The organism is Chitinophaga japonensis, from assembly GCF_007830125.1.
Lineage (GTDB): Bacteria > Bacteroidota > Bacteroidia > Chitinophagales > Chitinophagaceae > Chitinophaga > Chitinophaga japonensis.
Genome location: NZ_VLLG01000003.1, coordinates 179,859 through 205,854 on the forward strand (window position 1 = coordinate 179,859; position 25,996 = coordinate 205,854).

At 52.7% G+C, this 25,996-nt stretch carries 28 protein-coding genes; 19 read left to right on the top strand and 9 right to left on the bottom strand.

Features of this window, described 5'->3' with window-relative positions; genetic code table 11:
- Nucleotides 1–45 precede the first annotated feature (45 nt).
- Together LX66_RS09745 and LX66_RS09750 are read right to left on the bottom strand one after the other, a co-directional pair.
- Nucleotides 46–504: a cysteine peptidase family C39 domain-containing protein gene (locus tag LX66_RS09745; protein ID WP_145712453.1), complete on the bottom strand. Its 459-nt coding sequence runs from the start codon at nucleotides 502–504 to the stop codon at nucleotides 46–48.
- The gene (locus LX66_RS09750; protein WP_158642589.1) at nucleotides 485–3,643 is read right to left on the bottom strand and encodes a lantibiotic dehydratase; all 3,159 of its coding nucleotides are present in this window, start codon (nucleotides 3,641–3,643) and stop codon (nucleotides 485–487) included. Before LX66_RS09750 ends, LX66_RS09745 begins: the two co-directional genes overlap by 20 nt.
- A 283-nt stretch (nucleotides 3,644–3,926) precedes the next feature.
- Between LX66_RS09750 and LX66_RS28145 the strand changes: the two genes are divergently transcribed.
- The 6 genes from LX66_RS28145 (at nucleotide 3,927) to LX66_RS09770 (ending at nucleotide 6,847) form a co-directional block, all read left to right on the top strand.
- Nucleotides 3,927–4,085 (top strand): hypothetical protein, encoded by a 159-nt coding sequence (locus LX66_RS28145; RefSeq protein WP_158642590.1) that lies wholly within the window; start codon nucleotides 3,927–3,929, stop codon nucleotides 4,083–4,085.
- 11 nt (nucleotides 4,086–4,096) lie between these two features.
- Nucleotides 4,097–4,276 (top strand): class I lanthipeptide, encoded by a 180-nt coding sequence (locus LX66_RS09755; protein ID WP_145712458.1) that lies wholly within the window; start codon nucleotides 4,097–4,099, stop codon nucleotides 4,274–4,276.
- A gap of 36 nt (nucleotides 4,277–4,312) precedes the next feature.
- On the top strand, nucleotides 4,313–4,483 hold the full coding sequence (locus LX66_RS28150; RefSeq protein WP_158642591.1) for a class I lanthipeptide: 171 nt from the start codon (nucleotides 4,313–4,315) through the stop codon (nucleotides 4,481–4,483).
- Between the two features lie 69 nt (nucleotides 4,484–4,552).
- Complete coding sequence (locus LX66_RS09760) at nucleotides 4,553–4,750, top strand: class I lanthipeptide (RefSeq protein WP_145712462.1); 198 nt, start codon at nucleotides 4,553–4,555, stop codon at nucleotides 4,748–4,750.
- A gap of 96 nt (nucleotides 4,751–4,846) precedes the next feature.
- On the top strand, nucleotides 4,847–6,064 hold the full coding sequence (locus tag LX66_RS09765; protein WP_145712465.1) for a lanthionine synthetase C family protein: 1,218 nt from the start codon (nucleotides 4,847–4,849) through the stop codon (nucleotides 6,062–6,064).
- 156 nt (nucleotides 6,065–6,220) lie between these two features.
- Nucleotides 6,221–6,847 (top strand): response regulator, encoded by a 627-nt coding sequence (locus tag LX66_RS09770; protein WP_145712468.1) that lies wholly within the window; start codon nucleotides 6,221–6,223, stop codon nucleotides 6,845–6,847.
- A 2-nt stretch (nucleotides 6,848–6,849) separates the two neighbouring features.
- Here LX66_RS09770 and LX66_RS09775 read toward each other — a convergent pair whose 3' ends face one another.
- The 3 genes from LX66_RS09775 to LX66_RS09785 are packed head-to-tail and all read right to left on the bottom strand — an operon-like array spanning nucleotide 6,850 to nucleotide 9,209.
- Nucleotides 6,850–7,287 (bottom strand): MauE/DoxX family redox-associated membrane protein, encoded by a 438-nt coding sequence (locus LX66_RS09775; protein ID WP_145712471.1) that lies wholly within the window; start codon nucleotides 7,285–7,287, stop codon nucleotides 6,850–6,852.
- 60 nt (nucleotides 7,288–7,347) lie between these two features.
- Nucleotides 7,348–8,319: a fatty acid desaturase family protein gene (locus LX66_RS09780; protein ID WP_244620356.1), complete on the bottom strand. Its 972-nt coding sequence runs from the start codon at nucleotides 8,317–8,319 to the stop codon at nucleotides 7,348–7,350.
- The gene (locus LX66_RS09785; protein WP_145712474.1) at nucleotides 8,316–9,209 is read right to left on the bottom strand and encodes a lysophospholipid acyltransferase family protein; all 894 of its coding nucleotides are present in this window, start codon (nucleotides 9,207–9,209) and stop codon (nucleotides 8,316–8,318) included. The genes LX66_RS09780 and LX66_RS09785 overlap by 4 nt, the downstream gene beginning before the upstream one ends.
- Nucleotides 9,210–9,374: 165 nt before the next feature.
- On the opposite strand from LX66_RS09785, the gene LX66_RS09790 reads away from it, so the two are divergent.
- From LX66_RS09790 to LX66_RS09805, 4 genes are read left to right on the top strand one after another with little or no spacing between them, the layout of a single operon-like run.
- Nucleotides 9,375–10,805, top strand: coding sequence for an FAD binding domain-containing protein (locus LX66_RS09790; RefSeq protein WP_145712477.1), 1,431 nt, complete (start codon nucleotides 9,375–9,377; stop codon nucleotides 10,803–10,805).
- Nucleotides 10,792–13,095: a xanthine dehydrogenase molybdopterin binding subunit gene (locus LX66_RS09795; protein ID WP_145712479.1), complete on the top strand. Its 2,304-nt coding sequence runs from the start codon at nucleotides 10,792–10,794 to the stop codon at nucleotides 13,093–13,095. Before LX66_RS09790 ends, LX66_RS09795 begins: the two co-directional genes overlap by 14 nt.
- Nucleotides 13,058–14,035 carry an XdhC family protein gene (locus LX66_RS09800; RefSeq protein ID WP_145712482.1) on the top strand — a complete coding sequence of 326 codons (978 nt, stop codon included), beginning with the start codon at nucleotides 13,058–13,060 and terminating at the stop codon, nucleotides 14,033–14,035. The genes LX66_RS09795 and LX66_RS09800 overlap by 38 nt, the downstream gene beginning before the upstream one ends.
- A gap of 34 nt (nucleotides 14,036–14,069) precedes the next feature.
- Nucleotides 14,070–14,477, top strand: a complete 408-nt coding sequence (locus LX66_RS09805; protein WP_145712485.1) for an SRPBCC family protein — start codon at nucleotides 14,070–14,072, stop codon at nucleotides 14,475–14,477.
- A gap of 328 nt (nucleotides 14,478–14,805) precedes the next feature.
- Here the strand turns inward: LX66_RS09805 and LX66_RS09810 are convergent, their stop codons facing one another.
- Nucleotides 14,806–15,303 (bottom strand): hypothetical protein, encoded by a 498-nt coding sequence (locus LX66_RS09810; protein ID WP_145712488.1) that lies wholly within the window; start codon nucleotides 15,301–15,303, stop codon nucleotides 14,806–14,808.
- Nucleotides 15,304–15,477: 174 nt separating this feature from the next.
- Complete coding sequence (locus LX66_RS09815) at nucleotides 15,478–15,759, bottom strand: hypothetical protein (RefSeq protein WP_145712490.1); 282 nt, start codon at nucleotides 15,757–15,759, stop codon at nucleotides 15,478–15,480.
- 311 nt (nucleotides 15,760–16,070) lie between these two features.
- On the opposite strand from LX66_RS09815, the gene LX66_RS09820 reads away from it, so the two are divergent.
- The 3 genes from LX66_RS09820 to LX66_RS09830 all read left to right on the top strand — a co-directional run bounded on the left by LX66_RS09820 (nucleotide 16,071) and on the right by LX66_RS09830 (nucleotide 18,485).
- Nucleotides 16,071–16,370 (top strand): hypothetical protein, encoded by a 300-nt coding sequence (locus LX66_RS09820; RefSeq protein ID WP_145712493.1) that lies wholly within the window; start codon nucleotides 16,071–16,073, stop codon nucleotides 16,368–16,370.
- A gap of 134 nt (nucleotides 16,371–16,504) precedes the next feature.
- Entirely contained in the window at nucleotides 16,505–17,854 is a 1,350-nt protein-coding gene (locus LX66_RS09825) for an AAA family ATPase (protein WP_145712496.1), read from the top strand.
- Nucleotides 17,835–18,485, top strand: a complete 651-nt coding sequence (locus LX66_RS09830) for an RloB family protein (protein WP_145712499.1) — start codon at nucleotides 17,835–17,837, stop codon at nucleotides 18,483–18,485. Before LX66_RS09825 ends, LX66_RS09830 begins: the two co-directional genes overlap by 20 nt.
- 12 nt (nucleotides 18,486–18,497) lie before the next feature.
- Here the strand turns inward: LX66_RS09830 and LX66_RS09835 are convergent, their stop codons facing one another.
- Nucleotides 18,498–19,262: an NAD(P)-binding domain-containing protein gene (locus tag LX66_RS09835; RefSeq protein WP_158642592.1), complete on the bottom strand. Its 765-nt coding sequence runs from the start codon at nucleotides 19,260–19,262 to the stop codon at nucleotides 18,498–18,500.
- Nucleotides 19,263–19,331: 69 nt separating this feature from the next.
- Nucleotides 19,332–20,177 (bottom strand): factor-independent urate hydroxylase, encoded by an 846-nt coding sequence (gene pucL / locus LX66_RS09840; RefSeq protein WP_145712505.1) that lies wholly within the window; start codon nucleotides 20,175–20,177, stop codon nucleotides 19,332–19,334.
- A 47-nt stretch (nucleotides 20,178–20,224) separates the two neighbouring features.
- Between pucL and allB the strand changes: the two genes are divergently transcribed.
- From allB to LX66_RS09870, 6 genes are all read left to right on the top strand, one after another.
- Nucleotides 20,225–21,562 (top strand): allantoinase AllB, encoded by a 1,338-nt coding sequence (gene allB / locus LX66_RS09845; RefSeq protein ID WP_145712508.1) that lies wholly within the window; start codon nucleotides 20,225–20,227, stop codon nucleotides 21,560–21,562.
- A 4-nt stretch (nucleotides 21,563–21,566) separates the two neighbouring features.
- A complete protein-coding gene (locus LX66_RS09850; RefSeq protein WP_145712511.1) occupies nucleotides 21,567–22,817 on the top strand; it encodes an allantoate amidohydrolase in 1,251 nt (416 codons plus the stop codon).
- 113 nt (nucleotides 22,818–22,930) lie between these two features.
- Nucleotides 22,931–23,677 carry a (S)-ureidoglycine aminohydrolase gene (gene allE / locus LX66_RS09855; RefSeq protein ID WP_145712514.1) on the top strand — a complete coding sequence of 249 codons (747 nt, stop codon included), beginning with the start codon at nucleotides 22,931–22,933 and terminating at the stop codon, nucleotides 23,675–23,677.
- Nucleotides 23,677–24,183, top strand: a complete 507-nt coding sequence (gene uraD / locus LX66_RS09860; RefSeq protein ID WP_145712516.1) for a 2-oxo-4-hydroxy-4-carboxy-5-ureidoimidazoline decarboxylase — start codon at nucleotides 23,677–23,679, stop codon at nucleotides 24,181–24,183. The genes allE and uraD overlap by 1 nt, the downstream gene beginning before the upstream one ends.
- Complete coding sequence (gene uraH / locus LX66_RS09865; RefSeq protein ID WP_145712519.1) at nucleotides 24,180–24,521, top strand: hydroxyisourate hydrolase; 342 nt, start codon at nucleotides 24,180–24,182, stop codon at nucleotides 24,519–24,521. The genes uraD and uraH overlap by 4 nt, the downstream gene beginning before the upstream one ends.
- Nucleotides 24,522–24,549: 28 nt before the next feature.
- The gene (locus tag LX66_RS09870; protein ID WP_145712522.1) at nucleotides 24,550–25,980 is read left to right on the top strand and encodes a DUF6986 family protein; all 1,431 of its coding nucleotides are present in this window, start codon (nucleotides 24,550–24,552) and stop codon (nucleotides 25,978–25,980) included.
- Nucleotides 25,981–25,996: the final 16 nt, after the last annotated feature.

The window sequence follows — 25,996 nt, forward strand, 5'->3', positions numbered from 1 at the left end:
GATAATAAAAAACGCTAAACGCTGAATGCTCAACGCAGAACGCATTCAGCGTTTAGCTTTCAGCTTTGGGCGTTTAGCGGGCTCCAGCATCAGCACTACCCCCTGCTCGCTGTCCTTTTCCAGCCAGCACTCCAGGAATGCGGCCTTGTCCAGTTGCACCAGCCCTTTTTCCGGGTCGGCCACCAGTATTTGCTGCCGGGGATCGGCGCCGGAGTAATCCTGCGGGGGGATCACCACAAAATGGTTCTGGTTCCACAGCACAATGCAGGGCAGTGGCGTTTCATTGTCCAACTGCTCAAAGGTGACGGCGGCGGCCAGCGTTCTGAAGCCTATTTTTTCCGCCGCCCTGCGCAGGCGCAGCAGGGAGGTGCCTTCCCGGTTCATGCGGGTGAGCCGGTTCAGCTTTTCAGGCGCATAGGCTCTCCCGTAATGTTCGGCGATCATGCGCAGGCAGGTGGGGCCGCAGTCCATCTCTGCCAGTTGTTTATAAATTGGAAAGGCCATGGTTGGCGGGTAATTGCTTAGACTGGTTTTTAAGAATGGCTAGCTGGGAATCATAGTGCCTGCTGAGGCAGTGATAGATCACCAACTCATGCTTGCGCTGGTTGGATAGCAGCATCCGGTTCAGGAACATGTGTATGTAGCTGGAAAGCTGCTCGTCCACCGGCAGCCCGGCCTGCTGCAAGGCGGCGCTGGTCCGCATGGAGCGCAGGGTAAAAATGGCTATTGCTTCTTCAATGCCATTCTCCGCATCCTGCTCCGGGTTCAGTATATCGGCCAGTTGCCGCATGTGCGCGCGGTGCCTGTCATTCAACTGTTGTTGCAGGGATTTATCGCCGCCAAACTCCCGGAAAAAGCCCTGCTGCATCTGCTTCAGCAATGCTGCTTTGGCGGGCAGCGCATAACCGGCGTCCTGCAGCAGCATGTCGATGCCGCGGGCCGCCAGCAACCAGCGGTAGGTTTCGCCTTCTTCTCCTTCCAGCAGGTCTATGCAGTCCAGCACGGCTACGCTGTCGTAGTAAAAGATATCCTCGCTCAGCTCCATGGTGCGGGCGCCGTAACGTTCTATTTCCCGCTCGTAGGTATCGGTTTGCAGCTTATAGGCCAGGCCGCTGTCCAGGTGGGGCTGCAGTGCGGTATGCAGTTGTTCCAGTACGGTTTTCCAGAACGCAGGATCCGTGCTGTGATGGAAGCGTATCCTGATATGGTGCTCCGGGTCGGAGTAACGGAGAAAGAACCATTTGTCGATCACGCCTTCGCTGACCAGGGTAGTGGTCAGGGGCTTGATCGCGGTTTTCAGCAGCTTTTCCGCGCTGCTGGTGCCGCAGTATATTTTTACATACAGCCATTCGCTGCCGGTAGTAAAGCGCCGGGCGGGTAGTTGTTGATGGTCGCCGGCGGGGCCGCTGGCGGCTCGTTTTACCGCGGTGCTTTTCATGGGAATGATCACTTCATTGGTATGGCGGCCCAGGGGGCTTTCCACCCAGCAGCGGTCCGCGGTGCCCAGGAATTCCTGCAGCACGAGCTGCTCTCTTTTTACGAGGGTGGACAGCAGTATATGCCGGCAGGCTTCATTGTCCATATCAATGAACAATTCATTATCCCCTTCTGCAATCACGAGGTAACGCGGCAACTGCAGTTGCGCCCGTATCTTTTCCGCCAGGCCGGGGTACTGCATGGCGGCGGCGCTCTTTTTACCGCTGGTATTCAACTCCGGGTAATCTTTCTTATGTAAGGTCCACCTGCACCTGTCCAGGATGATCTTCCCGTAGCGTACCCCGGGCAGGAAAGGCTCCCGGGACAGGTTGTGCCATTGCCAGTACAGCCCGGTATGGAGCTGCTGGTACTGCAGGTCGCACAGGAACTTATATACCGGCAGGCCGGCGGCGCGGTAATTATGCGCCGTGCTTAAACGCGGGATCACCCTTTTATTGAATTTTTTGGAACGCAGCACTACGCGCTGCTGCTGCACGCTTACCAGCAGGTCCGACAAAGGGAGCTGCCGTTCGGCGGGAACGCTGCCATTGCCCAGGTATACGATCTCGTAATCCCGGAGCTGCGGGCGTAGCAGGATATTGCCTGTCCTGGCTTCGGGCAGGTGTATGATCTCTGCGTAAATGCAGTCCGGCTGGCTTTGCGCCTCTTCCCGGAGGCAGTCCTGCACCTTGTCCGCCAGCAGGGCATCGCCGTGGCAGAACCTGCCCAGCAGGTTGGCCGCAGAGGGGCCGCCGCAACTGCTCAGCTCAAAGCGGTAGTCGCCTGCATCTATGGCGGCCGCGCTGCTGCCCAGGATGCTGCCCATCAGGTACAGGCTGTCCGGGATCTCCGGGGTATCTGTTTCTTTCAGCTCGTCCAGGTCGGCATCTGTCAGCACGATCTCTGTCTGCCCGTTGCGCAGGCACTCGTGCAGCTTTTTCAGTTGAAAATCGTGCAGCTTGCTCCAGGGAACGGTGTTGTTCTCGGCCGGCCGTTGTATGTGGATATCGTCTATCAGCGGGGTATGATCTGCATGGCCGCCGCTGTATCCCGCGTACCCGATACCGGCGTCTGTATCCAGGGCCAGCACCAGCGGTACTTCCTGTTCTTCATAACGCGCCCGGAAAGCGTTGCAGAACTGCTGCAGGTCTGTATTGTTGCTAAGCCGGGTCAGCTTCCACAGGGGAATAACCTGTTGTTGTATGTCCGCTACCAGGGCATGGCTGATGGTATTGTGCTGCGTGGACAGGAACAGGTCGGTCTGCACCAGGTCCTTGCTGTTGGTATCCGGCAGCAGTCCTTTTACCAGGGTATGCGTTTGCAGGTACTTATCAATGCTGGCATCCGGGTTTTGCAGCAGTTGCCGGATATTGTGCAGCGTATCTGTCAGCGGGCGGGTATGTTGCAATGTCTCCAGCCTGCGGGTGAGCACGTCAAAAAACTCTTCGCCGGTCACCGTGGGTTCCAGCTCGCTCAGCAGCAACTGGCTTTCTATCAGCTCCTGTATAAATTCCGCTGCTTCCTCCCCTGTAATCTCCTCGTCCGTAATACAGTCCGCCAGCTCCCGGAGGGTGGCGCCCTGCGCGGCGGTATGCAGGATACTGGCCAGGTAGGGCGTACTGTTTACAGCGGTAAGATCATAGTGCCGGAATTTGTTTTTAATAGTGAACGCCGCATAGCGGTAAGTGTCGGCCATGCGGTACAGGGAGTTATTGGGAAAGTAGGTGAGCTGCTGCTGTATCTCCGGTATTTGCGTGATCATAGCGGCCAGTTCCGCTACATAGTTCATATCCAGCCGGCAGTGTTTTTTATGCGCCGTTACAGCATCCAGCACCACTCGGGTGGATGGGCCGAACTGCCCGGTGGCGCAGCCGGCGAACAGGCCATAGGGCGTGCAGCGCGTGCACATGCGCAGCAGGTAGCGGAATAAGGCCGCCGCCAGCTTGTTCTCTTCCTTTTCGCCCGTGAGCAGGCCTTCCTGCCACTTCTGCAGCTCCTGGTACAGTTCCGGCGATGCTATGTAAATGGCTTCCAGTAAATACGGGTCAGTGAAAACATGCTTCAACCGGTCGTGCAACCGGGGCCAGGGAATATCCCGGAACTGATCCAGGAAGCGTAACGGTAAAAGCGGGGTTCTTACCAGGTAAAAATCTTTAGCGGTTATCATGGACACACCTGTTATTGAAAAATGGAAATTACCGTATTTGCATAAAGACCAATATCCCCTGAAACAGGGATATTTCCCGGCGGCTGCCACCGGACCGCATGAGGGGAGCAGAAAAAATCCCCTTTTTCCGTGAGAAGGCCGACCTGTATTTTTAGTTACTTTTAAGGCATTCGGAAATTCGTTTTGTATCATTTAACGGGGGACATCTGATATGAGCATTCATGTTGTGAATGCTGACATATGAGGCGTCCCTTATTTTTTAAAATCTAAAACTGTCTTAACCATGAAAAAGAGAATGGAAAAGAAATTGTCCCTCGGAAAGATCAAGATCGCCAAGCTGAGCAATGCTGCACAGGAAACTAAAAAAGGCGGGGCTGCTCCTACCTACACCGGCTGCAGCCTGTATAAATGCCCTCCTCCGCCGGAGCGCAACGAATATTAAAAACAGCAAACATGAAAAAGCATCCCTCAAAAAAACTGAGCCTGGGCAAAGTAAAAATTGCCAGCCTTAGCCATGCAAGACAGGACCTGGTAAAAGGAGGTGCAGGCATACTGACTTTCCAGACCACCTGCAGTGTACTTTGCCCTACGCGGCCATGTACCACCCCTCCGCCGCCGGACCAGTTCCGGTGATCACCTATCATCAATCACAACAAAAACCTGGAGATTATGAAAAAGCAACCTTCAAAGAAATTACAACTGGGCAAAGTAAAAATTGCCAGCCTTAACAAAACCAAGCAGGACGCGCTGAAAGGCGGCGTAGCTTACTCTATCTCTATTAAGATAGACTGCATCAGCCAGGGCGCTCCCGTTTGCAGCGAAGATTCCTGCATCTTTTAATGGCATGCAGGATCGGAAGCGCCTGTAAACCGTATCCGGATGAAACCGCTAATCAAAAATTAGTAACGAATGAAAAAGCAAACAGCAAAAAAACTGAGCCTGGGCAAAATTAAAATTGCCAGCTTAAGCCAGTCCAAACAGGGCGTCCTGAAAGGCGGCATGGCTGCCACTGCCGGTACCTGCAGCGTGCTTTGCAGCCTGCGCATCTGCACCAACGATATCAGCCAGGGTGCTGAAGTGTGCAGCGAAGACTCCTGCCGTTTTTAAAAACCGGCATATTGGTGAAAAATAATACTGGTAATCCGTATTTTAACAGCAGCACAGATCCGTTTGTGCTGCTGTTATTTTAAACCCATATACGTTATGAATAATGCAAAGCAAACCCGCAAGGTAATACAGGACATCAGCCAGGTACTGGACGGATTTATTAGAACAGACGAAGGCCACCCCGGCCTGCTGGGCGGCTACAGTGGGGCTGCATTATTCTACGCCTACTATTACCAGTTAACCGGTAAAAAACAGCACCTGGAAAATGTGCACCACGTCCTGCTCAGGAGCATCGCAGCCTTGTCGGAGCAGGAGCTGCCCCTGTCCCATTGCAGCGGGGTTTCCGGCATCGCCTGGTGCATTCAGCACCTGATACAGGCGGGATTTGCAGAAGGAGAAGGCATGCAGGACATTTTTGAAGAAGCGGATGCTATTCTCGGCAATTTCATGGAAGCGGACCTGCGCGACAATAACTACGATTTCCTGCACCAGGGCCTGGGCACCACCCTGTACTTCCTGGAACGCCTGCCGCATCCTGCCGCGGAAAAATACCTGCGGAGCGTGGTGGCCCAACTGGAAAAAGCGGCCGTGGTGCAGGAGACGGGACTAAGCTGGAAAGATCATTTTTCCCGCACCAGCCAGGAACTGTGGGAGCGGGACTGCTTTAACCTGGGACTGGCGCATGGCATGCCCGCCATCATTACCATCCTGGGAATGATTCATGAAAAAGGGATTGCTACGGACGTTACCTTGCCGCTGATAGCCCACAGCGTGGACTGGCTGCTGGCCGTGCGTAATCCACCGGAGGGAGCGCATACCTCTTTATACCCTTCAATGGTGGGCATGCGCCGGGAAGCCATCAACGGCATGCAAAGCCGCCTGGGCTGGTGCTATGGAGACCTGAGCATTGCCATGACCTTGTGGAATACCGGCCGGCGCCTCCACCGGGAGGACTGGCTGCAGGCCGCCCGTGACATTTTTGAATATACCTTGCAGCACCGCAACAACAAGAACGGCAGCGTGCATGATGCCTGCCTGTGCCATGGCAGCGCCGGTATTGCGCACATATACCGCCGCGCCTACCTGGGCGCCGACGATGCGATGCTGCTGCAGGGCGCTGCGCACTGGACGCAGGAAACCCTTACCATGAATACCTGGCAGGATGGCCTGGCTGGTTTTAAGTTCTACAGCCATCCTGAATATGTGAACAGCTATAATCTGCTGGAAGGCATTGCCGGCGTGGGACTGGCGCTGATCGCCTCCGTGGACGGCGATACGGAGCCGGCCTGGGACCGCTGCCTGTTGCTGTCGTGAGGCTGCACTGATTCCCTGTATCTTATCCAGTATGCAAAGAATTGCTGAAAATAGGGGCCTTTTCACTATATTACTGTAGTAATCTAAAATCTAAACCTGTATTCCTGATTAGCCCGGTTAACTGTGCCAAAATAGTTTACTGTAAATAAAATAACCATGATCCGCGTGTATTTCGTAGATGACCATCCATTAGTGCTGGAAGGGTTGCGTTCCCTGCTCCGTTATGAAACCGATATTGAGCTGGTAGGCCACACCCGGACCGGCCGCTCCTGCCTGTCCTTTTTAACCCAACACCCTGCCGATGTAATACTCATGGACACTATTCTACCCGATATCAGCGGCATTGACCTCTGTGCCGCCGTCAAAGCCAGGTACCCGGGCATTATTGTGCTGGGCCTGAGCTTTTTCAAGGAAAAGAAATATGTATGCGGTATGATGGACAGCGGCGCCAGCGGCTATGTGCTGAAGAATGCAGACAAGGAGGAACTGCTGCGCGCCATCCACACGGTACATGCAGGAAAAACCTACCTGTCCTTTGACGCTTCGGAGGCTATCAGGGAGGAAACCAACGGTGCGGCCGGCCGGCATCCGCATCTCACCCGCCGCGAAAAAGAAATACTGCCGCTGATCGCGGAAGGCTATACCAACCCGGAAATAGCGGAGAAGCTGTTCATCAGCGCTACGACCGTAGACAGCCACCGCAAGAACTTACTGGCCAAGCTGAATGCCCGGAATTCCGCGATGCTGGTCAAGTGCGCGATAGATAACAAACTGCTGGTATAAGGCTATACTACTACCTGCAGCCCTGGCTTTGTATCCGGCTTCCTGCTAAGGAAGATCCCCGCCAGCGACAACAGCGTAAAGAAAATATTGAACGCTATATGCGTGGGGTAAGACATGTATCCCAGGATGCCTCCGCAGGAGCAGGGAATGTTGTCAAAGAAATAGAACAGGGTGACCAGGTACACGCTGAAGGTGAGCATCACGAAAAAAGATGCGTACAGCCCCAGCCTGCGGGTAGCCGGGATATTCAGCAGTATTACGATCAGGTATTCCACACCCAGTACAACGGGCGCCAGCAACGGCTTGCTGATGCCTGCCAGCAGGGGAGACTGTCCCATGGAGTCAATGAAACGGCCGTATTCCAGCGCTTTTACTGTGGGTGCGTAAATGAAAAGGATGGTTAACAGGAAGGTGATGATCACCAGGGATATCTTTTTCATAGTTAATTGGAGCTTATGCTCAATATAGGAAAATATTCCTCAACTAACAATGCCCCTTGCTCATTTCACCCCGGCCATTTGCTGCGTTTCCACATCCCATACTTTTAACCGGAAACAGGCGCGGATGTCCCTGAAACGGAGCGAGGTGGTTTTGGGCTGCTGCAACGCCGGTATGGCTTTCATAGCTTCCGGCAGCCGGTAAAAAGGGATACGCGCATTCAGGTGGTGAATATGGTGGTAGCCGATATTGCCGGTAAACCAGGCCATTACCGGGTGCATTTTAATGTAGCTGGACGATAGCAGCGCCGCTTCATGATAGCACCAGTCCTCGTTACTGTTGAATGATACGCCGGGAAAATTATGTTGCGCATAAAAGAGGTAAGCTCCTATGCCACAGGCAATAAAGAAAGGGATAAAGATGAACAGCAGCCAGCTCTGCCAGTCCAGCAGCAACAGCACTGCTACAGACACGCTTATATGCAGCACCAGCGCCAGCAGGGCATCCAGGTGTTTGCGCGGGCTGCTTAAAAAAGATTTCAGGCACATACCCAGCAGGAACATGGAGAGGTAACCGAAGGTGATCGTCAACGGATGCCGGGTAGCGAGGTAAGCCCGCTGCCGGGCCGGCGCCAGCGACAGGAATTTCTTCCGCGTAAAAACAGGATAGGAGCCGATGTCGGCGCTGAACAGTTTGGAATTGTGTTTGTGATGATGATCATGGGAACGCTTCCAGATACTGGTGGGCGCCAGCACATACACCCCGAATACCGTCATAATGGCGTTGGCCAGCGGGGAGCGGTGCAGGATGGTGTGGTGCTGGTGATCATGATAGATCACGAACATGCGCACGATCAGCAGCCCTGCCAGTACGCTGCACGCCAGTTGAAGTAAGAAATGCGGCAGCAGCAGCGCACCTGCCAGTGATAATAGCAACAGTAATAACGTAGAAACCGTGTAGATCCAGCTCTTGTATCTGATTTCCTGGGCAAATGGCTTGGTAGCCAGTATCAGTTCTTTACCTTGTAACATCATATTGCAGGTACGGTGCTTTGAGTGCGTTTATGTTTCCAGCGCCGGTGCGACCACAGCCAGGTAGCCGGTTGCGCTATAATGTCTTCTTCCAGTTGCTGCGTGTGCGCAGTCGTGATCTCGCCATCCTGTGTGGCCTTGGGCGTGGAGAACAACAGCCTGGCCATAACGGTGTAATACCCTCTTTTTACACGCTGTACGGTAACATACACCACCGGGCAGTTCATCTTCTGCGCGATCTTTTCCGTGCCTTTGAATACCGGCGTATCCTGGTGCAGGAAGTTCATCCAGTGCGCATTTTGTGGCTGTGGCGTTTGATCGGCTATGAAAGCAGTGGCATTTACTTCATTGCGGTGGGCCACCATATCCCGGAAGGTGTCCTGCATGGCAATGAGCTTTGTACCGAAGCGGGTACGCATTTTATACACCAGTTGATTGAAATGCGGGTTGGCCAGCGGGTGATAGATCACATATAGCTGCTGGGAGCAAAGTATGCTGAACGTATTGCCCGCCCATTCCCAGTTGCCTTTATGCCCCATTACCAGGATGGCGCTTTTTCCTTCCGCCGCCAGCTTGGAAAAGAGTGCCACGGTATCCGGGTGAAAGCTGCAATGCTTTACCATGGAACGCCTGCTGATGGTCAGCGTTTTAAAGGTTTCCAGGAACAGGTCGCAGAGGTAGCGGTAGAATGCTTTGCCGGTCTGCTTTATTTCCGTTTCACTTTTTCCCGGGAAGGCATTGCGCAGGTTCTCCGTCACTACTTTTTTACGGTAGCCCAGCACGTAATACAGCAGCAGGTATACAGTGTCTGATAACAAGTAAAGCAGCGGAAATGGCAGGAGCGATACCAGGTAAATAAACGGCAATGAAAGGTAATATAGCAATACGGGCAAGTCTGGAATATTTAGCTGGCATTAGTAAAAATGTAAATATAATGTATTAATCGTTAGTTTTCATTACATAAAAGGGGTATAATACTATATGTTTTGTTAAATCCACCACCATTCCCGAATTCTTTGGAATTGTAGTAAATTTAGATAGACCAGTATTCGCAGCCTTTGATCACGTTTATCCTCAATAGCAACACCATCCATACCGATATGCCGCCCGGCATGTTGCTGCTGGATTTTATCCGTTATCACCAGCATCTTACCGGTACCAAAACAGGCTGCAATGAAGGCGACTGCGGGGCCTGTACCGTGCTGATGGGTACATTAAATAATAACGCATTGCAATACCGCTCTTTTACCTCCTGCCTTACCCCGCTGGGCAATGTGCATGGCAGGCACGTGGTGACCATAGAAGGGATCAACCCGGAAGAGGGACTGAACCCCATACAGCAGGCCATGTACGCGGAATCCGCCACGCAATGCGGCTTTTGTACCCCGGGGTTTGTGATGTCGCTGGCAGGCTTTTGCCTGGGCCACCGGCCTGCTACCGCGGAGCAGGCCATTGCAGCCGTGGATGGCAACATCTGCCGCTGCACCGGTTATAAATCCATAGAAAGGGCCGCCGCCAAAGTGGCGCAGTTGCTGGCGCAGCGCGGGGACGCCGCCGCGGTGGATTTTGCGGTGGAGCAGCACCTGGTGCCTGCCTGGTTTGCCGGCATCCGGGAGCGGCTGCGCGCATTGCAGCTATCGGCGAACGGGGAGTTTGAGCCGGCGGACGATGTACAGGCGCATTATGTAGGCGGCGGTACGGATGTATATGTGCAAAAGCCGGAGGAGATGAAACTGCAAGCCATCCGCTTCCTGTTTGACCAGCCGCCGCTGAACGGCATTGCCCGTGAAGGCGACCGCTGTGTGCTGGGACCGGCCGTTACGGTTACGGACCTGCTGGAATCGCCCCTTATTCAGCAATATTTTCCCCGCTTTCCTGCTTATGCCAGGCTGGTATCCTCCACACCTATCCGCAATATGGCTACCATTGGGGGTAATTTCATCAACGCATCGCCCATTGGCGATTTCACTATTTTCTTCCTGGCGCTGGACGCCATGCTGGTATTAAGCAATGGCCGCAGCAGCCGGGAGCTGCCGTTGCGTACATTGTATAAAGGCTATAAAACACTGGATAAAGCTCCGGAAGAATACATAGCGCAGGTGTGGTTTACCCTGCCGGGCGCCGGGCAGCAGTTCCATTTTGAAAAGGTAAGCAAGCGTACCCACCTGGATATTGCCAGCGTCAATTCCGCCATCAGTCTTACCCTGGATGGTGATGCGATAAAGGAGGTACGCATTTCCGCCGGCGGGGTGGGGCCGGTGCCCATGCTGCTGGAAAAGACGGCCGCTTTCCTGCAGGGGCAGCCTTTGCGGGAAACGCTGGTACAGGCAGCCATTGCCATCGCGCAAACGGAAATAGCCCCTATCAGCGATGCGCGGGGCACGGCGGAATACAAGCGGTTATTGTTAGGACAACTGATCAAAGCGCATTTTATCACCCTTTGCCCGCAGTTGCAGGCAGCAGCTATGTTAAACCATGAACAATATTGATGCCCGCACACATGTAAGAGGCGCGTCCGTGTACCTGGACGATATCCCGCTGATCAACGGGACGCTGTTTGGCGCGGCCTTCGGATCGCCGGTGGCGCATGGCCGGGTGAACAGCCTGGATGTGGCAGCCGCTGCACAGATGCCGGGTGTGGTGCGGGTATTCACTTATAAGGATATTACCGGCGAGAACCAGATAGGCGGCATTATCCCCGATGAACCGCTCTTTGCCGAACAGGAAACGCATTTCTGCGGCATGCCACTGGCCTTTGTAGTGGCCACCAGCGTGGATGCCGCCAGGGCGGCAGTAAAGAAAATACAGGCAGACATTACGCCTTTGCCGGTGATCACCGATCCGCGGGAAGCGCAGGCCAAAGGGGAGCTGATCATCCCGCCCCGCACCTTCCGCCTGGGCGATACCGCCAACGCCTGGCAGCAGTGCGCGCATATTTTTGAAGGCCGGGCCGATACCAACGGGCAGGAGCATTTGTATATAGAAACACAGGGCGCTTACGCCGTGCCGCAGGAAAACGAGGTGATCAGAATTTATTCCTCCACCCAGGGGCCTACGGCAGTGCAGCGGGCCGTATCCAAAGCGCTGGGCCTGCCCATGCACCAGTTGGATGTGGAAGTGACCCGCCTGGGCGGCGGCTTTGGCGGAAAGGAAGACCAGGCCAATACCTGGGCCGCGCTTTGTGCGCTGGCGGCGCACCACTTGAAGAAACCGGTGAAGTACGCCCTGCACCGGATGGAAGACATAGCCATGACAGGCAAGCGCCATCCCTATTCCTCTGATTTTAAAATAGGGCTGGATGCGGACCTGAAGATCATTGCCTATGAAGTGACCTTTTACCAGAATGCCGGCGCAGCGGCCGATCTTTCGCCGGCGGTGCTGGAGCGCACACTGTTCCACTGCACCAACAGCTATTTTATCCCGCATGTAACCGCCACGGCTTACAGTTGCCGTACCCACCTGCCGCCTAACACGGCTTTCCGGGGATTTGGCGGCCCGCAGGGTATGTTCGTAATAGAGGCCGCCATCGCCAAAGCTGCTACGGCGCTGGGCGTACCGGCATCTGCGATCCAGCAGCAAAACCTGCACCATACCGGCGATACATTTCCTTACGGCCAGTTGGCGCAGAGCGAAGCGCCGGCCTGTTGGCAAAAGGCGGAGGAGCTGTATGACGCAGCCGCCATACGGCAATCCATCCATGATTTCAATGTTGCCAATACCCTGTATAAAAAAGGCATGGCCTTTATGCCCGTGTGCTTTGGCATTTCTTTTACCAAAACACTCATGAACCAGGCCCGTGCACTGGTGCATGTATATACGGATGGCAGCGTAAGCATCAGCACCGGCGCGGTGGAAATGGGGCAGGGGGTGAATACCAAAATACTGCAGGTAGCGGCCCGCGCCTTCTCCATTCCCCCGGAGAGGATCAGGATACAACCCACCAGCACGTTCCGCATTGCGAATACATCGCCCTCCGCCGCCAGCGCCACTGCCGACCTGAATGGCAAAGCTACCTGGATGGCCTGCCAGGCCATTATGGAGCGGCTGAAACAGGTAGCGGCGGAAGCGCTGCAAACGGATACCGCTGCCATTACCCTGCAGGATGAACAGGTATTTGTGCATGGCAAAGCCAGTGGCTGGGACTGGAAAAAATTATTGATGGCCGCCTATGTAAAGCGGGTGAATTTATCCGAGCACGCCCATTACGCCACGCCCGGTATCCACTTTGACACCAGCCGGGAAAAGGGCCATCCCTTTGCGTATCATGTATATGGCGCCGCCATCGTGGAAGTAACGGTGGATTGCCTGCGCGGTACTTATACCATAGATGCCGTAAAGGTGGTGCATGACTATGGCGCCAGCATGAATCCCGCCATTGACCAGGGGCAAATGGAGGGCGGCATTGTGCAGGGCATCGGCTGGATGACCATGGAAGAAGTGATCTATGACGCGGAAGGCCGGCTGCGCTCCAATGCGCTGTCCACCTACAAGGTGCCGGATATATACGCCGTGCCCAAAACCATACAGTTGCAGGCGCTGGATACCCGGCAGGATAACCTGGCCATTTTCCGCTCCAAGGCGGTAGGAGAGCCGCCCCTGATGTACGGTATCGGCGCATGGTTTGCCCTGCGCGATGCCATACTGGCCTTTCACCCGGCGGCAGACATTCCCTTTTCAGCGCCCATGACGCCGGAAAAGGTATTGATGGCCTTATATTCGAAGAACGGAACGCCCGCACCACATGCAAAAACAGTTGATCACCTGGCAGTTGATAAATGACAGCTTGCAGCAACATGTACCCGTGATGCTGCTGTATGTGCTGCAAAGTAACGGCAGCAGCCCGGGCCGCGCCGGCTTTGTAATGGCGGTGAATGCCGCCGGCGCTATGGAAGGCTCCATCGGTGGCGGCATTATGGAGCATAAGTTCACCGCCATGGCAAGGGAGCAACTACAGCAAAGCACCACCAACATCACCATCCGCCAACAGGTGCATGATAAACAGGCGGCCAAAGACCAGAGCGGCATGATCTGCTCCGGCGATCAGACCATATTGCTGTACCCGGTAAAGGCAGCAGACGCCGCTGCCGTACAGGAAATTATTGCCTGCCTGCAAAACCACCGGCACGGCGTACTGCAGCTATCCCCGCAGGGCTTGCAGTTTGAAGCAACGGACCTGGCCGGCGAAGATTATTATTTTACGCAACTATCTGCAACGGACTGGCGGTACCGGGGGCGCATCGGCTACCGGGATCATCTCTTTATCATCGGTGGCGGGCATTGCGCCCTGGCCCTTTCGGAACTGATGCAGCGGCTGGATTTTTATGTACATGTGTATGACGACCGTCCTGAGCTGCATACCCTGCTGCAAAATGATTATGCGCATGAAAAACATGTTGTTAGTGACTACCGCGAACTGGCCGCTCTTATCCCTTCCGGCAGCCGGCATTACGTGGTGATCATGACCTTTGGCTACCGCACGGATGATGTAGCCATCCGGGCGCTGCTGGATAAAAGGTTCCGGTATTTGGGCGTGCTGGGCAGCAAAAGCAAAATTGCCCGGATGTTTGAGGGGTATATGGATGAAGGTATACCGGCATCTTTTTTGAGCCGGGTACATGCACCCGTAGGCCTGGCGATCAATAGTCATACACCGGAAGAAATAGCGGTAAGTATTGCAGCGGAAATGATAGGGGTGAGAAACGGGCATGTCGCAGGTTAGCCGTAATATTGGTCATTCAAAAAAAGCGCATACCATGACAGCCGAAGCAAAAACACTCAGTACCTCCATTAACCGCAGCGCCGAAGCAACCTATGCATTTGTTTCAAACCCCGAGCATTTTTCGCAATGGGCGGCAGGCCTGGGCGCTTCACTTCAACCAACGGCAGAAAAAAATACCTGGCAGGTGACCACCCCGGAGGGGTTGGCGAAGGTGCGTTTTGTGGAGAAAAACCAGTTTGGCGTAGTGGACCACTATGTAAGCCTGTCCACAGGTGTTGAAGTGTACGTGCCCTTGCGCGTATTGGCGAACAACCAGGGCAGCGAAGTGATGTTGACCGTGTTCCGCCTGCCGGGCATGACGGATGATGAGTTTAAGAGGGATACGGATGCCGTGCAAAAGGACCTGCATACGTTGAAGGGGTTGCTGGAAGGGGGGGAGTAGGGGGTTAGAACCCAAATAGACCCGGTTACAGACCCAAACCGGTTTGGGTAAAAGATAAACCGGGGGGCTTCCAACCCAAACCCACCCGGTTGGTAACCCCAACCAGTTTACCCCGGATATAAACTGAGGGGGTATGAACCTAACCCGGTTTGGGTAAAAGGTAAACCAGGGGCTTCCAATATAAACCAGTTCGGGTTCAACCCAAACTGGTTTTATTTTTACCCAAACCCGTTTGTGTTTTCACCCCCCTGGTTCATAAAAAACATAAACCGGCTCAGGTAATAGCCTGGCCGGTTATGCTGGTAACCCTGCAAGTTTGTTATTTACCCTATTCGGATGGGGTTGACTCCGGGGCGGTTTGGCTTCTGCCCTGGCCGGAAAAGCGCTGGCGCAGATGGTTGAATATGCTGGCTGCGCCAGGTACGCCGGCCTGCGCCGCAGCCTGGAATAACCGGTAAGACATTAACGCGGAAGAATAGGCCTCTGAGCCTGCCACGGTTTGCGTGCTGCGCACTTTTTCCGTAAGCTCCTGCAGCAATAGATGTATTTCATCCAGTTGCATAAACAGGGCGAGATCTTTACTCATTTCTTCCGGATTGACAAATGAAGGGACCAGCGTCGAGTTGGTCTTGATAGCTTGTAGTGCATCCTCCACAAAGGTTTTGTTGCTGCCATCTATTTTAGGCAGGCGTTTTTTCTCATCGTCCGTAAGGCCGGTAAGAAAAGGTAGTTTTTCTGTAATGGCGGTAATGGACTGGCGAACTGCCTGCAGGTCCTCTGCAGTAATGGTGGCGGATACCCTGTTCAGTGGAATGTTAGAACTCATTCTGTAGATTGTTTTTGATGTTAATGAATAAATGATATGGTACTGCTAAAGGCTGGAGTAGGTGCTAACAAACCGGGGTTACCGGGTGTAGAAGTGAAAGTAGCGGAAAGAATTGGAATGGCAAAATGATAGAGGAATAATTTTGGCTGATAGAGGTGAAAGTACCTTTAACGGCTAATTTTTGGCCTTTTTACCTTTACGCTGCTTTTCAATCTCCGCTAGGGTTAATTCAATAATTAAGTGGGGATCGCATTCAATCAGCTCTGCGAGTTTTAGTAAATCTTTCATCGTAAAAGCTTCACTATTGGCTAATCTGGTTAGTATACTTTTATGGTTCAGGCCCATGTCTCTACGGATAACAGTCACTGGTATGATATCCAGGATATCATTAAATCCTTTAATGTTGCCACTTTCCAGCAGCGCTTTTACGGCCCTATATCGTCTATCGCTTGTCATTTTTCTGTTTTGAAAAATAAAAGTACCAATAGCGTATCGAAAACTCCTTTTAAAAGGAGTTTATTGTACCTATTTAGAATAAATAGTAAATTTTTTAGGTGTTATTTGAACTTTTTTGGAAAAAATCCCTATATTTGTTATGGCAAGCTAAGCGGAGAGGCTTGCTCGTTTGTTCTAGAAAAAGATAGCACCGGTAGCCTTACAGTGCATAAATAATCTGCAAGCCAATTGCACAAAAATTATGGATGCCCGTAATAATAATTAGCCCGTAAACAATTGTAATAATCCATCACCTTTAAAAACAGATTGTCATGAAAACCGCCGTTCAACCCAAAGAAGCCTTTTTTTACTACACCCATTTAAATGACGAGCAAATAAAAGACCCCGTATCCGCTATTCTGCATTTTGCTGTTGAAGATGAACTGGAAGACGTGCGCCGGCAAATGTGGAATTGGCTATCAGTAGCACTCAGTGCAAAAAGTGCTTCTTTTAATAATGAAGATAACCGCTGGGAACTGCTATTCCTGTATGAAAGACTGCTAGTGCTGATAGATGCTGCTTACCTGGTATTAAATAGGAATATCCAGCTAGTGGATTATCGCCAGACCTGAGAGGTTTTTAAAACCTGTCAGGTCTTTACAAAACGTGTTTTTCTCCCAAATTTTACTTTTTTGAGCTAAAAAGGCTACTTTTAATTCGTTTTTAGAGTCTATTGAGAGAAAAAATCTCCTAAATTAGCCCTGCTATGCTAGTACGTTTTATTGTTGGCAACTTTCTTTCATTTAATGAACGCACAGAGTTCAATATGTTGCCTGGCGCTTATAAAAGACACAAACATCATGTATTGGAATGCAATAAGGATTTCTCCTTGCTGAAATCTGCAGCTATTTATGGGGCCAATGGGGCAGGGAAAAGTAATTTGGTGAGGGCTATCGCAATGCTTCAAAAAATAGTTAGCAGCGGTATTTGGCGCCCTGAAAGGGAAATCGCATTTAAGAATACTTCTGGAATTCAAAGAGGCCCTTTTCATTTGGAAATAGAGTTCTTGTATGAATCCAATCTTTTGTTATACGGAGTAGAGATATACGATGAAGTTATTTTTAATGAATGGCTTATTAAAAGTGATATAGATTCAAAGAAGGAAGAAGTAATTTTTAAAAGAGAAGTAGCCGAAGAAGGATATACCAGTATTACTATTACAAACAGGTATTTACAGAGTGAAAGGGACTGGCTTAGGAAGGACTTATATCAAAATGAGTTACTGGAAATTAATGTGCCGCTTTTATACCTCCTGATAAAGAATAAGGAGAATATTATAAAAGAAGCTAACATCGCATTTCAATATATCACAGATAGATTGAAGGTGATTTTCCCTGACTCTCAGCCATTGGATATGATTGGTGGTTTTTTAGCTGATTCCCAGCTTTTTGAATTTGCCAATAATTTGATGGCATCTTTTGAAACAGGAATTACAAGCCTTGGACTGGAAAGCGTAGATATAGAGTATTTTTTTGGCTCAAATGAAACTGATAAAGTTGAAAGTATTAAAAGAAGGTTAGATAAAGGAGAGCCTATGGTAGTTGTAGAAAGTGCCGGTGACTATGTTGCTATTGAAAAGATAGATGACAAATATGTTGTCAAAAAAATAGTTACCTTTCATGAAACTGCTGCCTACGAGCTGGATGAAGAATCCGACGGCACAAAGCGGCTCCTTGAATTTATGCCCGCCTTTTATAATGTCCTCAATCACGATATTACCTACATTATCGATGAAATTGATCGAAGCATTCACCCCGCCCTGTTAAAACAGGTACTAACCAAATTACTGACAGAAGATGGCCAATTTAAAGGACAATTAATATTTACCACCCATGAATCCAACCTGCTGGATTTTGAGATATTCCGGCAGGATGAGATATGGTTTGCTGAAAAGGATAAAACCGGTGCTACCACCTTATTCTCGCTAAGTGATTTTGATGTACGGGCAGATCTGGACTGGCGGAAAGGCTATTTAAATGGACGTTTTGGCGCCATTCCATTTTTAAACGACCTCAAACAGCTAAACTGGCACAACTATGGGCAGCACACAGAATAGGCGATACAAAAGAGGGGAACCACACAGGGATGCCAGATTGTTCATAATAGTAGCGGAAGGCCAGCGGGAAGACGAGTATTTCAGGTATTTTTCAAAGATCAGCAGACGGCTGAAAATACATATTGTGCCCAGGGAAAAAGGGCGTTCTTCACCAAATGATTTTTTAAGAAGAGTAACCAACTACCTGGCAAAGGAATTTGATACCGTATTGGAAAGTAAGGGGGAAGAAAAGGCGCCTGAGACGTACGATTATTTATGGTTTGTACTGGATGTAGATATGTGGCAACGTGCGCAAATAGATGAAATTCAGCATCATTGCAATAATGAAAATAAGTGGAGCATAGCTATCAGTAATCCCTGCTTTGAGATATGGCTGCATAATCATATGGCAGCCATTACCAGCGATGCAATGTTAACTTGTAAAGAATTTAAACACGCCATCAGCCGTTTTAACAATCATGAAGGCTATGCCGTGCACCGTTTTGCTTCAAAAATTAACGACGCAATTGAGAGAAGCCGGCGAGATGATCAGCATCCGGAACATTACTACCCTGAAATCAGAACAACTAAAGTTTATTTGCTGGCTGAAAAGATGGCCAAGTTCCTGGGTAATGGCTGGACAACTCAATAAACCATACCCTTTCTATTCAAACCGCTTCAACAAATGATCCGCTGCCACCCTGTAGGCCTGGTGCGCTCCTTTCTCCCTGATTTCCCTGCCGGCCTGTTCATTCATACCATTGGGCGTTTCTGCATGTTGCGCCAGTGCTTTAAAATTGATGGAACGGTCTTGCTGTGCTGCAAGACAGAGGCCCTGGAATAGTCCCGCAATGTATGGTTGGGCGGTATTGGTATCTACACCATTGGTAACAGACCAGCTATGTAGCTCGTGCAGCAGGTCGTAAAAGGGCGTAATAAGCCCCGTGAGCGTCCACAACACATGCAGTTGGTGTTCATCGCTTACCTCTACCGGCTGGCCCAGGTGGTGGAATAGTTGTGTTATCGTATCATTGGAGTGAAAGAGGAGGATAGGGCCGCTATGCTGCATAACGGTGGGTGTGGGTACGGCGCGGGTTATCCGGGTAGCAGGTGCTACTGCATGCAGCAGTTCAGTTTCTTTTAGCAGGGGGATGAGCGATACCACCATTTGTTCTTCCCGGAACCTCAGGGCGTGTAGCACTTCTGTTGCAACAGCGGGCCTTAGCGCAATAAAAACAATATCCGATTGATCGATTACCTGCTGGTTGCTTTCCATCCGCTGCACCTGCGTGTATTTCCCTGCCAGGTGCCGTGCGTTGGCTTCATTACGCGGAGAAAGATAGATCTGCACATTTTCAATGGATGAAGTGCACAGCCCTTCAACGATAGCATGGGTGATCTTGCCAACACCAATAAAACCGATCTGCATTTTTCTTTTAAAATTACTGTTATTCATCTACTTATTTTCCTCCCCCCGTTGCATAAGCATCCCTTCCCCTCACTCCCTCACCACCCTCCCCGTTATAAACCCGTAGGGTTCATCCGTGGCCACAAACACTTCGTTCTTATTCTCTATCCCGAACTGTTCCAGGTTAAAGGGAATATGATGTTTATTAGGCATCACCAGGCTGATCTCCTGTACCGTGGGGTTTTCTTCCAGCACAGCCTTGCCCATGTCAAACAGGGTTTGTTGTACGGACAGGCTTTTGTGATAAGCGAAGGTGCGCAGCAGGGTATGGCGTATCCGTTGGAAAAGGGTGTCAAAGTCCTGTTGGGGAGTGCTATATATCCAGGTGGCCTCGCATTGCGTAGCCAGTATGCGGTCGCTGGTTTCCCGCAAGGTGGTGAAGGGGTCTTTGATATAGTGCTCAAAGCTGGAGTCGGTGGTTTTCAGGATCAGCAGGTCTTTGATACCGGAGCTAACGGTGATGGCCTCCCCTTGCTGCACGATGGTAGCAGTATGTTTTTCTGTACCGTTGCTGATATAGGCATGCGGGTGGGGCTGCCCGTCAAAGACCATGTGGGTCCAGGCATGTTCGCTGAGCGTAACCTCCGCCCGCTGCACCTGCGGGTTGTTGCTGGTAAAATGCTGCGCCAGCGCCAGCCCGAAATCTTCCATAGCGCCGGCCAGGTGGGCTTTTGCCAGGGCATATATCGTGTTTTTCTGCGTGTCGGTAGGCAGTATCTTCGTATTGTCTCCCCGGGTATAGGCCGTTTCAAAATCTCCCTCCAGCGCGGTATTCACGGTCAGTTGCCGGAATTCATGGTGATCCGCATGCCGGATGATCCTGGACAACTGCACCGCATTTTTACCATACCGGTTCTCGCTCAGTTTGATTTGCATAGCGCTTGTATTGCTTAACTTTAATGTAACCTAATTTAAGCAATTAAATGTTTGACCTGGCTATCACCGGCAATAATATTATAACGCCCGATGGAATGGGGAAAGCGGCGGTGCTGATTAGGGACGGCCGCATTACGGATGTAGCGCCTGCCTTGCCGGCGGCTGCCGTAGCCAGGATCATAGATATACAGGACCTGGTATTGATGCCCGGTATTACGGACCCGCATGTGCATATCAATGAGCCGGGCCGGACGGAATGGGAGGGTTTTGAAACAGCCACCCGTGCGGCCATTGCCGGCGGTGTTACCACGCTGGTGGATATGCCGCTGAATGCCTCGCCCGTTACTACTACCGTGGCGGCCTTTGAGGAAAAGCTGCGGGTAGCGGAGCGCCAGTTGCATGCGCATTGCGGCTTCTGGGGCGGTGTGGTGCCGGGCAACGAAAATGAAGTGCCCGGCCTCATAGCTGCCGGCGTGCTGGGCTTTAAGGCATTCCTCACCCATTCGGGGATCAATGAATTTCCCAACGTTACGTCGGCAGACCTGGATAAGGTGATGCCCCTGCTGGCCATGCACCAACTGCCCCTGCTGGTGCATTGCGAGCTAAGCACCCGGCGGGCCCCGCTGTTGAATGGCTACAGCCGTTCCTATGCGCACTACCTGGCTTCCCGCCCGCACCAGTGGGAAGATGAGGCCATAGCGCTGGTGATACAGCTCTGCGAACAATACCGCAGCCCCGTGCATATTGTGCACCTGTCCTCCGCCGCATCGGTGGCGCAGATACGGGATGCGAAGAAGCGGGGGCTGCCTGTTACTGCAGAAACGGCGCAGCATTACCTGTACTTCAACGCGGAAGATATCGCCGATGGGCAAACGCTGCTCAAATGCGCTCCACCCATCCGGGAAAAAGCCAACAACGAACAATTATGGGCCGCCCTGCAGGAAGGCGTCATCGATTTTGTGGCGACCGATCATTCTCCCGCCACGCCGGCATTAAAAGAAATGGACAGCGGCGATTTCCTCCGGGCATGGGGCGGCATTGCCTCCCTGCAGTTGGCCCTGCCGGCGCTGTGGACGGCAGCCCGCAAGCGGGATATACCCTTAACAGCTATGGCCAGGTGGCTGTGCGAAGCGCCGCCCCGCCTGCCGGGGCTGCAACAGCGCAAAGGGAAGATCGCCCCCGGCTATGATGCGGACCTGGTGGCCTGGGACCCGGAGGCTGCCTTTACCGTCACACCTGAAAGCCTGCACCACAAGCACAAGATCACGCCTTACCTGCACGAAACGCTGTATGGCGTGGTGAAGCAAACCTGGCTGGCCGGGCAACTGGTTTATAATAATGGCGCTTTCCCTTTATCCCATACCGGGCAAATCATTAAACGATAGCACGATGAACGATTATGCAAGAAGAACGGAAAGGATCATGCAGCGCATACAGGAACTGGCTGCCATCAGCGAAACGGATCAGGGCATTACCCGCACCTTCGGCTCTCCCGCCTGGCGCGAAGCCGCACTTACCATACAGGGCTGGATGCAGGAAGCCGGGCTGCATGCCTGGATAGACAACATCGGCAATGTAAGAGGCCGCCTGGCCGCTGCACAGCCGGCGGCAAAGACCTGGGTCATCGCCTCGCATACGGACACCGTGCCGGATGCCGGTAAATTTGACGGCCTGCTGGGTGTGGTCATGGGACTGGATGTAGTGGAACAACTGGCGCTTGCGCATACACCGTTGCCTTTTGATATAGAGCTGATCGCTTTCAGCGATGAGGAAGGCTGCCGCTTTCATACCACCTTCCTGGGCAGCCAGGTAGTGGCCGGCACTTTTAAGTACACGCTGCTGGATAGCAAAGATGCCGGCGGACATACGCTAAGGCAGGTGATCCACGCTAACGGCGGCCATGAGTCTCAACTGCCTGCAGACGCCCTGCCCCGGCAGCAGTGGCTGGGATATTTTGAAATACATATTGAGCAGGGCCCGGTACTGTATGAAAAACAGGTGCCCGTGGCCCTTGTAAAAGCCATTACCGGGCAAAAAAGAGTGGCGCTCACATTCACCGGTACCGGCGGGCATGCCGGCACCGTGCCGATGGATATGCGCTGCGATGCCCTGTGCTGTGCCGCCGAGTTCATACTGGCGGTAGAAAATACCGCCCGGCAACATAAGGACAAAGTGGTGGCTACTGTAGGACAATTGCAGGTAGCCAATGCCGCCAGCAACGTTATACCCGGCGCCGTTACCTGTACCCTGGACCTGCGCAGCACCGATGAAAAAATGTTGCTGCAGGTCAGCAACAGCATGCAGGAAACCGGCGCAAAGATAGCGGCCGGGCGTGGCGTTACTTTTGAATGGGAAGACGTACAGGTTACCAGTCCCGTATGGTGCGATGAAAGCATGAATGCGCTGCTGTCACAGTCTATTGAAGATACCGGCTACCCCGTGCTGTCGCTTACCAGCGGGGCCGGCCATGATGCCGTGGCCATCGCAGCGGTGGCGCCTGTATGTATGCTGTTTGTAAGATGTTTTGAGGGCATCAGCCACCATCCAAAGGAAAACGTGGAACTGAAAGATCTGACAGCGGCCCTGCAGGTGGCCGATAATTTTGTACAACGCTTTATTTCCGCCCACTCCCCGGCATAGTTGGCGCATAATCATGCACTGCTTTGTTAATGCTGCAAAAATTCCTGAAATTCGTTTTAATGTAGCATGTATTGCCCATATGCGATGCAGCGTAAACATTAATCAGCCTTCGTATGGAAATATCAGCATTGACCAGGTCGGTCGTAAAAAGCAGCCATGCCGTGATCAGCCCCGACGGATATGTGAACAGTAATGTTCCCGGCTGGACGAATTGTACTGTCAATGTGATCATCAACGAACAGATGGGCGCGCAGCTTTGCCAGACCCTGGTGACCTTCCGGGAGGGCGGGCGGCTAACGGGCCGCACCGTGGCTTCGCAATTGTTCTGCTATGTAATATCCGGTGGCTGCAGGGCCACGGTGGAAGGAGAGGAGCGGGAACTGGGCGCCGGGCATTTCGTATATGTGCCTGTTGGCAGGTCTTACCAGTTCGGGTATGCCACTGCGGGCACCCGGATGCTTACTTTTCATAAAGTGTATGAGCCGCTGGAAGGTTATGATGTGCCGCCGGTGATCTTTGGCGATGCGGCACAGGTGGAAGGCCCTGCCTACCTGGATGACCCGGCATTGCGCCTGCAGGTGCTGCTGCCGGAGGACCTGTCCTTTGATATGGCTGTAAATATTTTTACCTATGACAGCGGCGGGCACCTGCCTTTCGTGGAAACGCATGTCATGGAGCACGGGCTGCTGTACCTGCAGGGACAGGGCATCTATATGCTGGACCATGACTGGTATCCTGTAAAAAAGGGAGACGCCATCTGGATGGCGCCCTACTGCCGGCAGTGGTTTACCGCTATGGGCAAGGAGCCGGCGGTATATATCTATTACAAGAACGTGAACCGTTTTCCCACTACCGTGTAATGACAGTAGCCGCCTTAAATAGCCTGCCGCTACAGGAGTTGCAGGAAGCGCTCCGCCGCTGTTGTGGCGCTACTGCCTGGGTAGCAGGCATGTGTGCGCGCTTCCCGGTAAAGGATGCGGAAACGCTGTTCAGCGCAGCAAGTGCCATCTGGCGTAACTGTACGGAGGCGGACTGGAAAGAAGCCTTTGCACATCACCCGCAGATAGGGGACCTGTCGGCATTGAGAGAAAAGTTTGCGGCTACAGCCCAATGGGCCGCCGGGGAACAATCCGCCGTACAGCAGGCTGATGAGGCAACCCTGCAGGCGCTGGCGGCCGGCAACCGGCAGTACCTGGAAAAATTCGGCTACATCTTTATTGTGTGCGCTACCGGGAAACCGGCCGCTGACATGCTGCAGCAGCTACAGGAAAGGCTGCCGCATACCCCGCAGCAGGAGATCCGGATCGCGATGCAGGAGCAGGAGAAGATCACCAAACTAAGACTTGAAAAACTATTGACACCATGAGTAAGATAAGTACCCATATTTTGGATGTCAGCCAGGGGAAACCGGCTGCGGACATGACCGTCTTTTTATATTACCAGCAGCAGAACAGCGAATGGGAAGCCATTGGCGGCGGCGCTACCGATAAGGACGGCCGCCTGCCGGATATGGTGGGCGAGGATGTAAAGATGCAGCCCGGCATCTATAAGCTGAAATTTGCCACGGAAGAGTATTACGAAAGCCTGGGCATTGATACTTTTTACCCTTATGTGGAAGTGGTGTTTTACCTGGAAAAAGGCGGGCACTATCACGTGCCGCTATTATTAAGCCCTTTTGGTTATTCCACTTACCGGGGCTCCTGAAGTTATAGCCCCTTAAAATTACTGCCAGATGAAGCTATCCATTCCCGGGAACGACCAGGCCCGGCTGCTTGATACCCTGGGAGCGGCCAACCGCAAGTTCCAGCAAACCTATACCGGCGACCGCCCGGACCGGCAGCCGGTGCATACCGTATACGGCGGCGCTAACCTGTTTAAGGCAGATACCTGCGTGAAGATGGGGGAGATCGCGCTGAAAAGCCTGCAAACCTATGCCCCCAATTTTGCCGTGCTGGCCAGGGTGCTGCAACTGGACGGCCATGAACATTTGCCGCAGCGGGAAGCGGATATCATGGCGCTCATGATCAAACTAGAGAAGATGCCGGAAGCTGCGCGCCGGCAGGAGCCTGCCTGGCTGGCCTATACGGTGTACAACAAGATCGTGCGCAAGCTGCATACCGAACCGGTGGAGGATTTCCGTATTGATTTCGAGGATGGCTTCGGCAACCGGCCGGATGAGGAGGAAGACGCTACCGCTGTTACCGCGGCGCAGGAGCTGGCCAAAGGCATGCAGGAAGGAACCGTGTCCCCTTTTATCGGCATCCGCATCAAGCCATTCACCGAAGACCTGAAGCACCGGGGCGTACGTACCCTGGATATATTCCTGACCACCTTGCTGGACGCTACCGGCGGCGTGCTGCCGGCCAATTTTGTAGTGATGCTGCCCAAAGTGACCATCCCGGAGCAGGTAAGCACGCTGGTAAGATTGTTCGAGCTGCTGGAACAAACCCACGGGCTGCCTGCCGGTGCGCTTAAAATGGAAACCATGGTGGAAGCCACGCAGATCGTCATGGACGAGGAAGGCCGCAACCCGCTGATGCGCATCATCAAAGCCGGGGAGGGCCGCTGCATTGCCGCGCATTTCGGCACCTATGACTATACTGCCTCCTGTGGTATCACCGCTAAATACCAGACGATGGGGCACCCGGTTTGCGATTTTGCACATCATATGACCAAGGTGGCGCTGGCAGGTACGGGTATTTTCCTGTCCGATGGCGCCACCAATGTAATGCCCGTAGGTCCGCACCGCGGGGAGCAGCTTACGATAGCGCAGCAACTGGAAAACCGGGAGGCGGTGCACAATGCCTGGCGCATCGGCTTTGGTCATACCATGCATTCGCTGATCAACGGTTTTTACCAGGGCTGGGACCTGAACCCCGCACAACTGCCTATGCGCTATGCCGCTACCTACAATTTTTTTCTAAGCAGCTACGAAGACGCTGTGCTGCGCCTGCGCACTTTTGTAGCGCGAGCCGCCATCTCCACCCTTACCAAAGATATTTTTGACGATGCCGCTACGGGGCAGGGGCTGCTCAACTTTTTCCTGAAAGCCATGAACTGCGGCGCCATAGCGGAGGAGGAGGCGCTGGCTACCGGGCTTACCCTGGAGGAGATCCGGAGCCGTTCTTTTTACCGGATATTGGAAGGCCGGCGCAGGAAATAATGATTATCTTTAAAGC

What these genes read in the sequence shown, in the direction of transcription:
- LX66_RS09745 (WP_145712453.1), bottom strand. Translation starts at nt 504, where the DNA reads ATGGCCTTTCCAATTTATAAACAACTGGCAGAGATGGACTGCGGCCCC.
- LX66_RS09750 (WP_158642589.1), bottom strand. Translation starts at nt 3,643, where the DNA reads ATGATAACCGCTAAAGATTTTTACCTGGTAAGAACCCCGCTTTTACCG.
- LX66_RS28145 (WP_158642590.1), top strand. Translation starts at nt 3,927, where the DNA reads ATGAAAAAGAGAATGGAAAAGAAATTGTCCCTCGGAAAGATCAAGATC.
- LX66_RS09755 (WP_145712458.1), top strand. Translation starts at nt 4,097, where the DNA reads ATGAAAAAGCATCCCTCAAAAAAACTGAGCCTGGGCAAAGTAAAAATT.
- LX66_RS28150 (WP_158642591.1), top strand. Translation starts at nt 4,313, where the DNA reads ATGAAAAAGCAACCTTCAAAGAAATTACAACTGGGCAAAGTAAAAATT.
- LX66_RS09760 (WP_145712462.1), top strand. Translation starts at nt 4,553, where the DNA reads ATGAAAAAGCAAACAGCAAAAAAACTGAGCCTGGGCAAAATTAAAATT.
- LX66_RS09765 (WP_145712465.1), top strand. Translation starts at nt 4,847, where the DNA reads ATGAATAATGCAAAGCAAACCCGCAAGGTAATACAGGACATCAGCCAG.
- LX66_RS09770 (WP_145712468.1), top strand. Translation starts at nt 6,221, where the DNA reads ATGATCCGCGTGTATTTCGTAGATGACCATCCATTAGTGCTGGAAGGG.
- LX66_RS09775 (WP_145712471.1), bottom strand. Translation starts at nt 7,287, where the DNA reads ATGAAAAAGATATCCCTGGTGATCATCACCTTCCTGTTAACCATCCTT.
- LX66_RS09780 (WP_244620356.1), bottom strand. Translation starts at nt 8,319, where the DNA reads ATGATGTTACAAGGTAAAGAACTGATACTGGCTACCAAGCCATTTGCC.
- LX66_RS09795 (WP_145712479.1), top strand. Translation starts at nt 10,792, where the DNA reads ATGAACAATATTGATGCCCGCACACATGTAAGAGGCGCGTCCGTGTAC.
- LX66_RS09800 (WP_145712482.1), top strand. Translation starts at nt 13,058, where the DNA reads ATGCAAAAACAGTTGATCACCTGGCAGTTGATAAATGACAGCTTGCAG.
- LX66_RS09805 (WP_145712485.1), top strand. Translation starts at nt 14,070, where the DNA reads ATGACAGCCGAAGCAAAAACACTCAGTACCTCCATTAACCGCAGCGCC.
- LX66_RS09810 (WP_145712488.1), bottom strand. Translation starts at nt 15,303, where the DNA reads ATGAGTTCTAACATTCCACTGAACAGGGTATCCGCCACCATTACTGCA.
- LX66_RS09815 (WP_145712490.1), bottom strand. Translation starts at nt 15,759, where the DNA reads ATGACAAGCGATAGACGATATAGGGCCGTAAAAGCGCTGCTGGAAAGT.
- LX66_RS09820 (WP_145712493.1), top strand. Translation starts at nt 16,071, where the DNA reads ATGAAAACCGCCGTTCAACCCAAAGAAGCCTTTTTTTACTACACCCAT.
- LX66_RS09825 (WP_145712496.1), top strand. Translation starts at nt 16,505, where the DNA reads ATGCTAGTACGTTTTATTGTTGGCAACTTTCTTTCATTTAATGAACGC.
- LX66_RS09830 (WP_145712499.1), top strand. Translation starts at nt 17,835, where the DNA reads ATGGGCAGCACACAGAATAGGCGATACAAAAGAGGGGAACCACACAGG.
- LX66_RS09835 (WP_158642592.1), bottom strand. Translation starts at nt 19,262, where the DNA reads ATGCAGATCGGTTTTATTGGTGTTGGCAAGATCACCCATGCTATCGTT.
- pucL (WP_145712505.1), bottom strand. Translation starts at nt 20,177, where the DNA reads ATGCAAATCAAACTGAGCGAGAACCGGTATGGTAAAAATGCGGTGCAG.
- allB (WP_145712508.1), top strand. Translation starts at nt 20,225, where the DNA reads ATGTTTGACCTGGCTATCACCGGCAATAATATTATAACGCCCGATGGA.
- LX66_RS09850 (WP_145712511.1), top strand. Translation starts at nt 21,567, where the DNA reads ATGAACGATTATGCAAGAAGAACGGAAAGGATCATGCAGCGCATACAG.
- allE (WP_145712514.1), top strand. Translation starts at nt 22,931, where the DNA reads ATGGAAATATCAGCATTGACCAGGTCGGTCGTAAAAAGCAGCCATGCC.
- uraD (WP_145712516.1), top strand. Translation starts at nt 23,677, where the DNA reads ATGACAGTAGCCGCCTTAAATAGCCTGCCGCTACAGGAGTTGCAGGAA.
- uraH (WP_145712519.1), top strand. Translation starts at nt 24,180, where the DNA reads ATGAGTAAGATAAGTACCCATATTTTGGATGTCAGCCAGGGGAAACCG.
- LX66_RS09870 (WP_145712522.1), top strand. Translation starts at nt 24,550, where the DNA reads ATGAAGCTATCCATTCCCGGGAACGACCAGGCCCGGCTGCTTGATACC.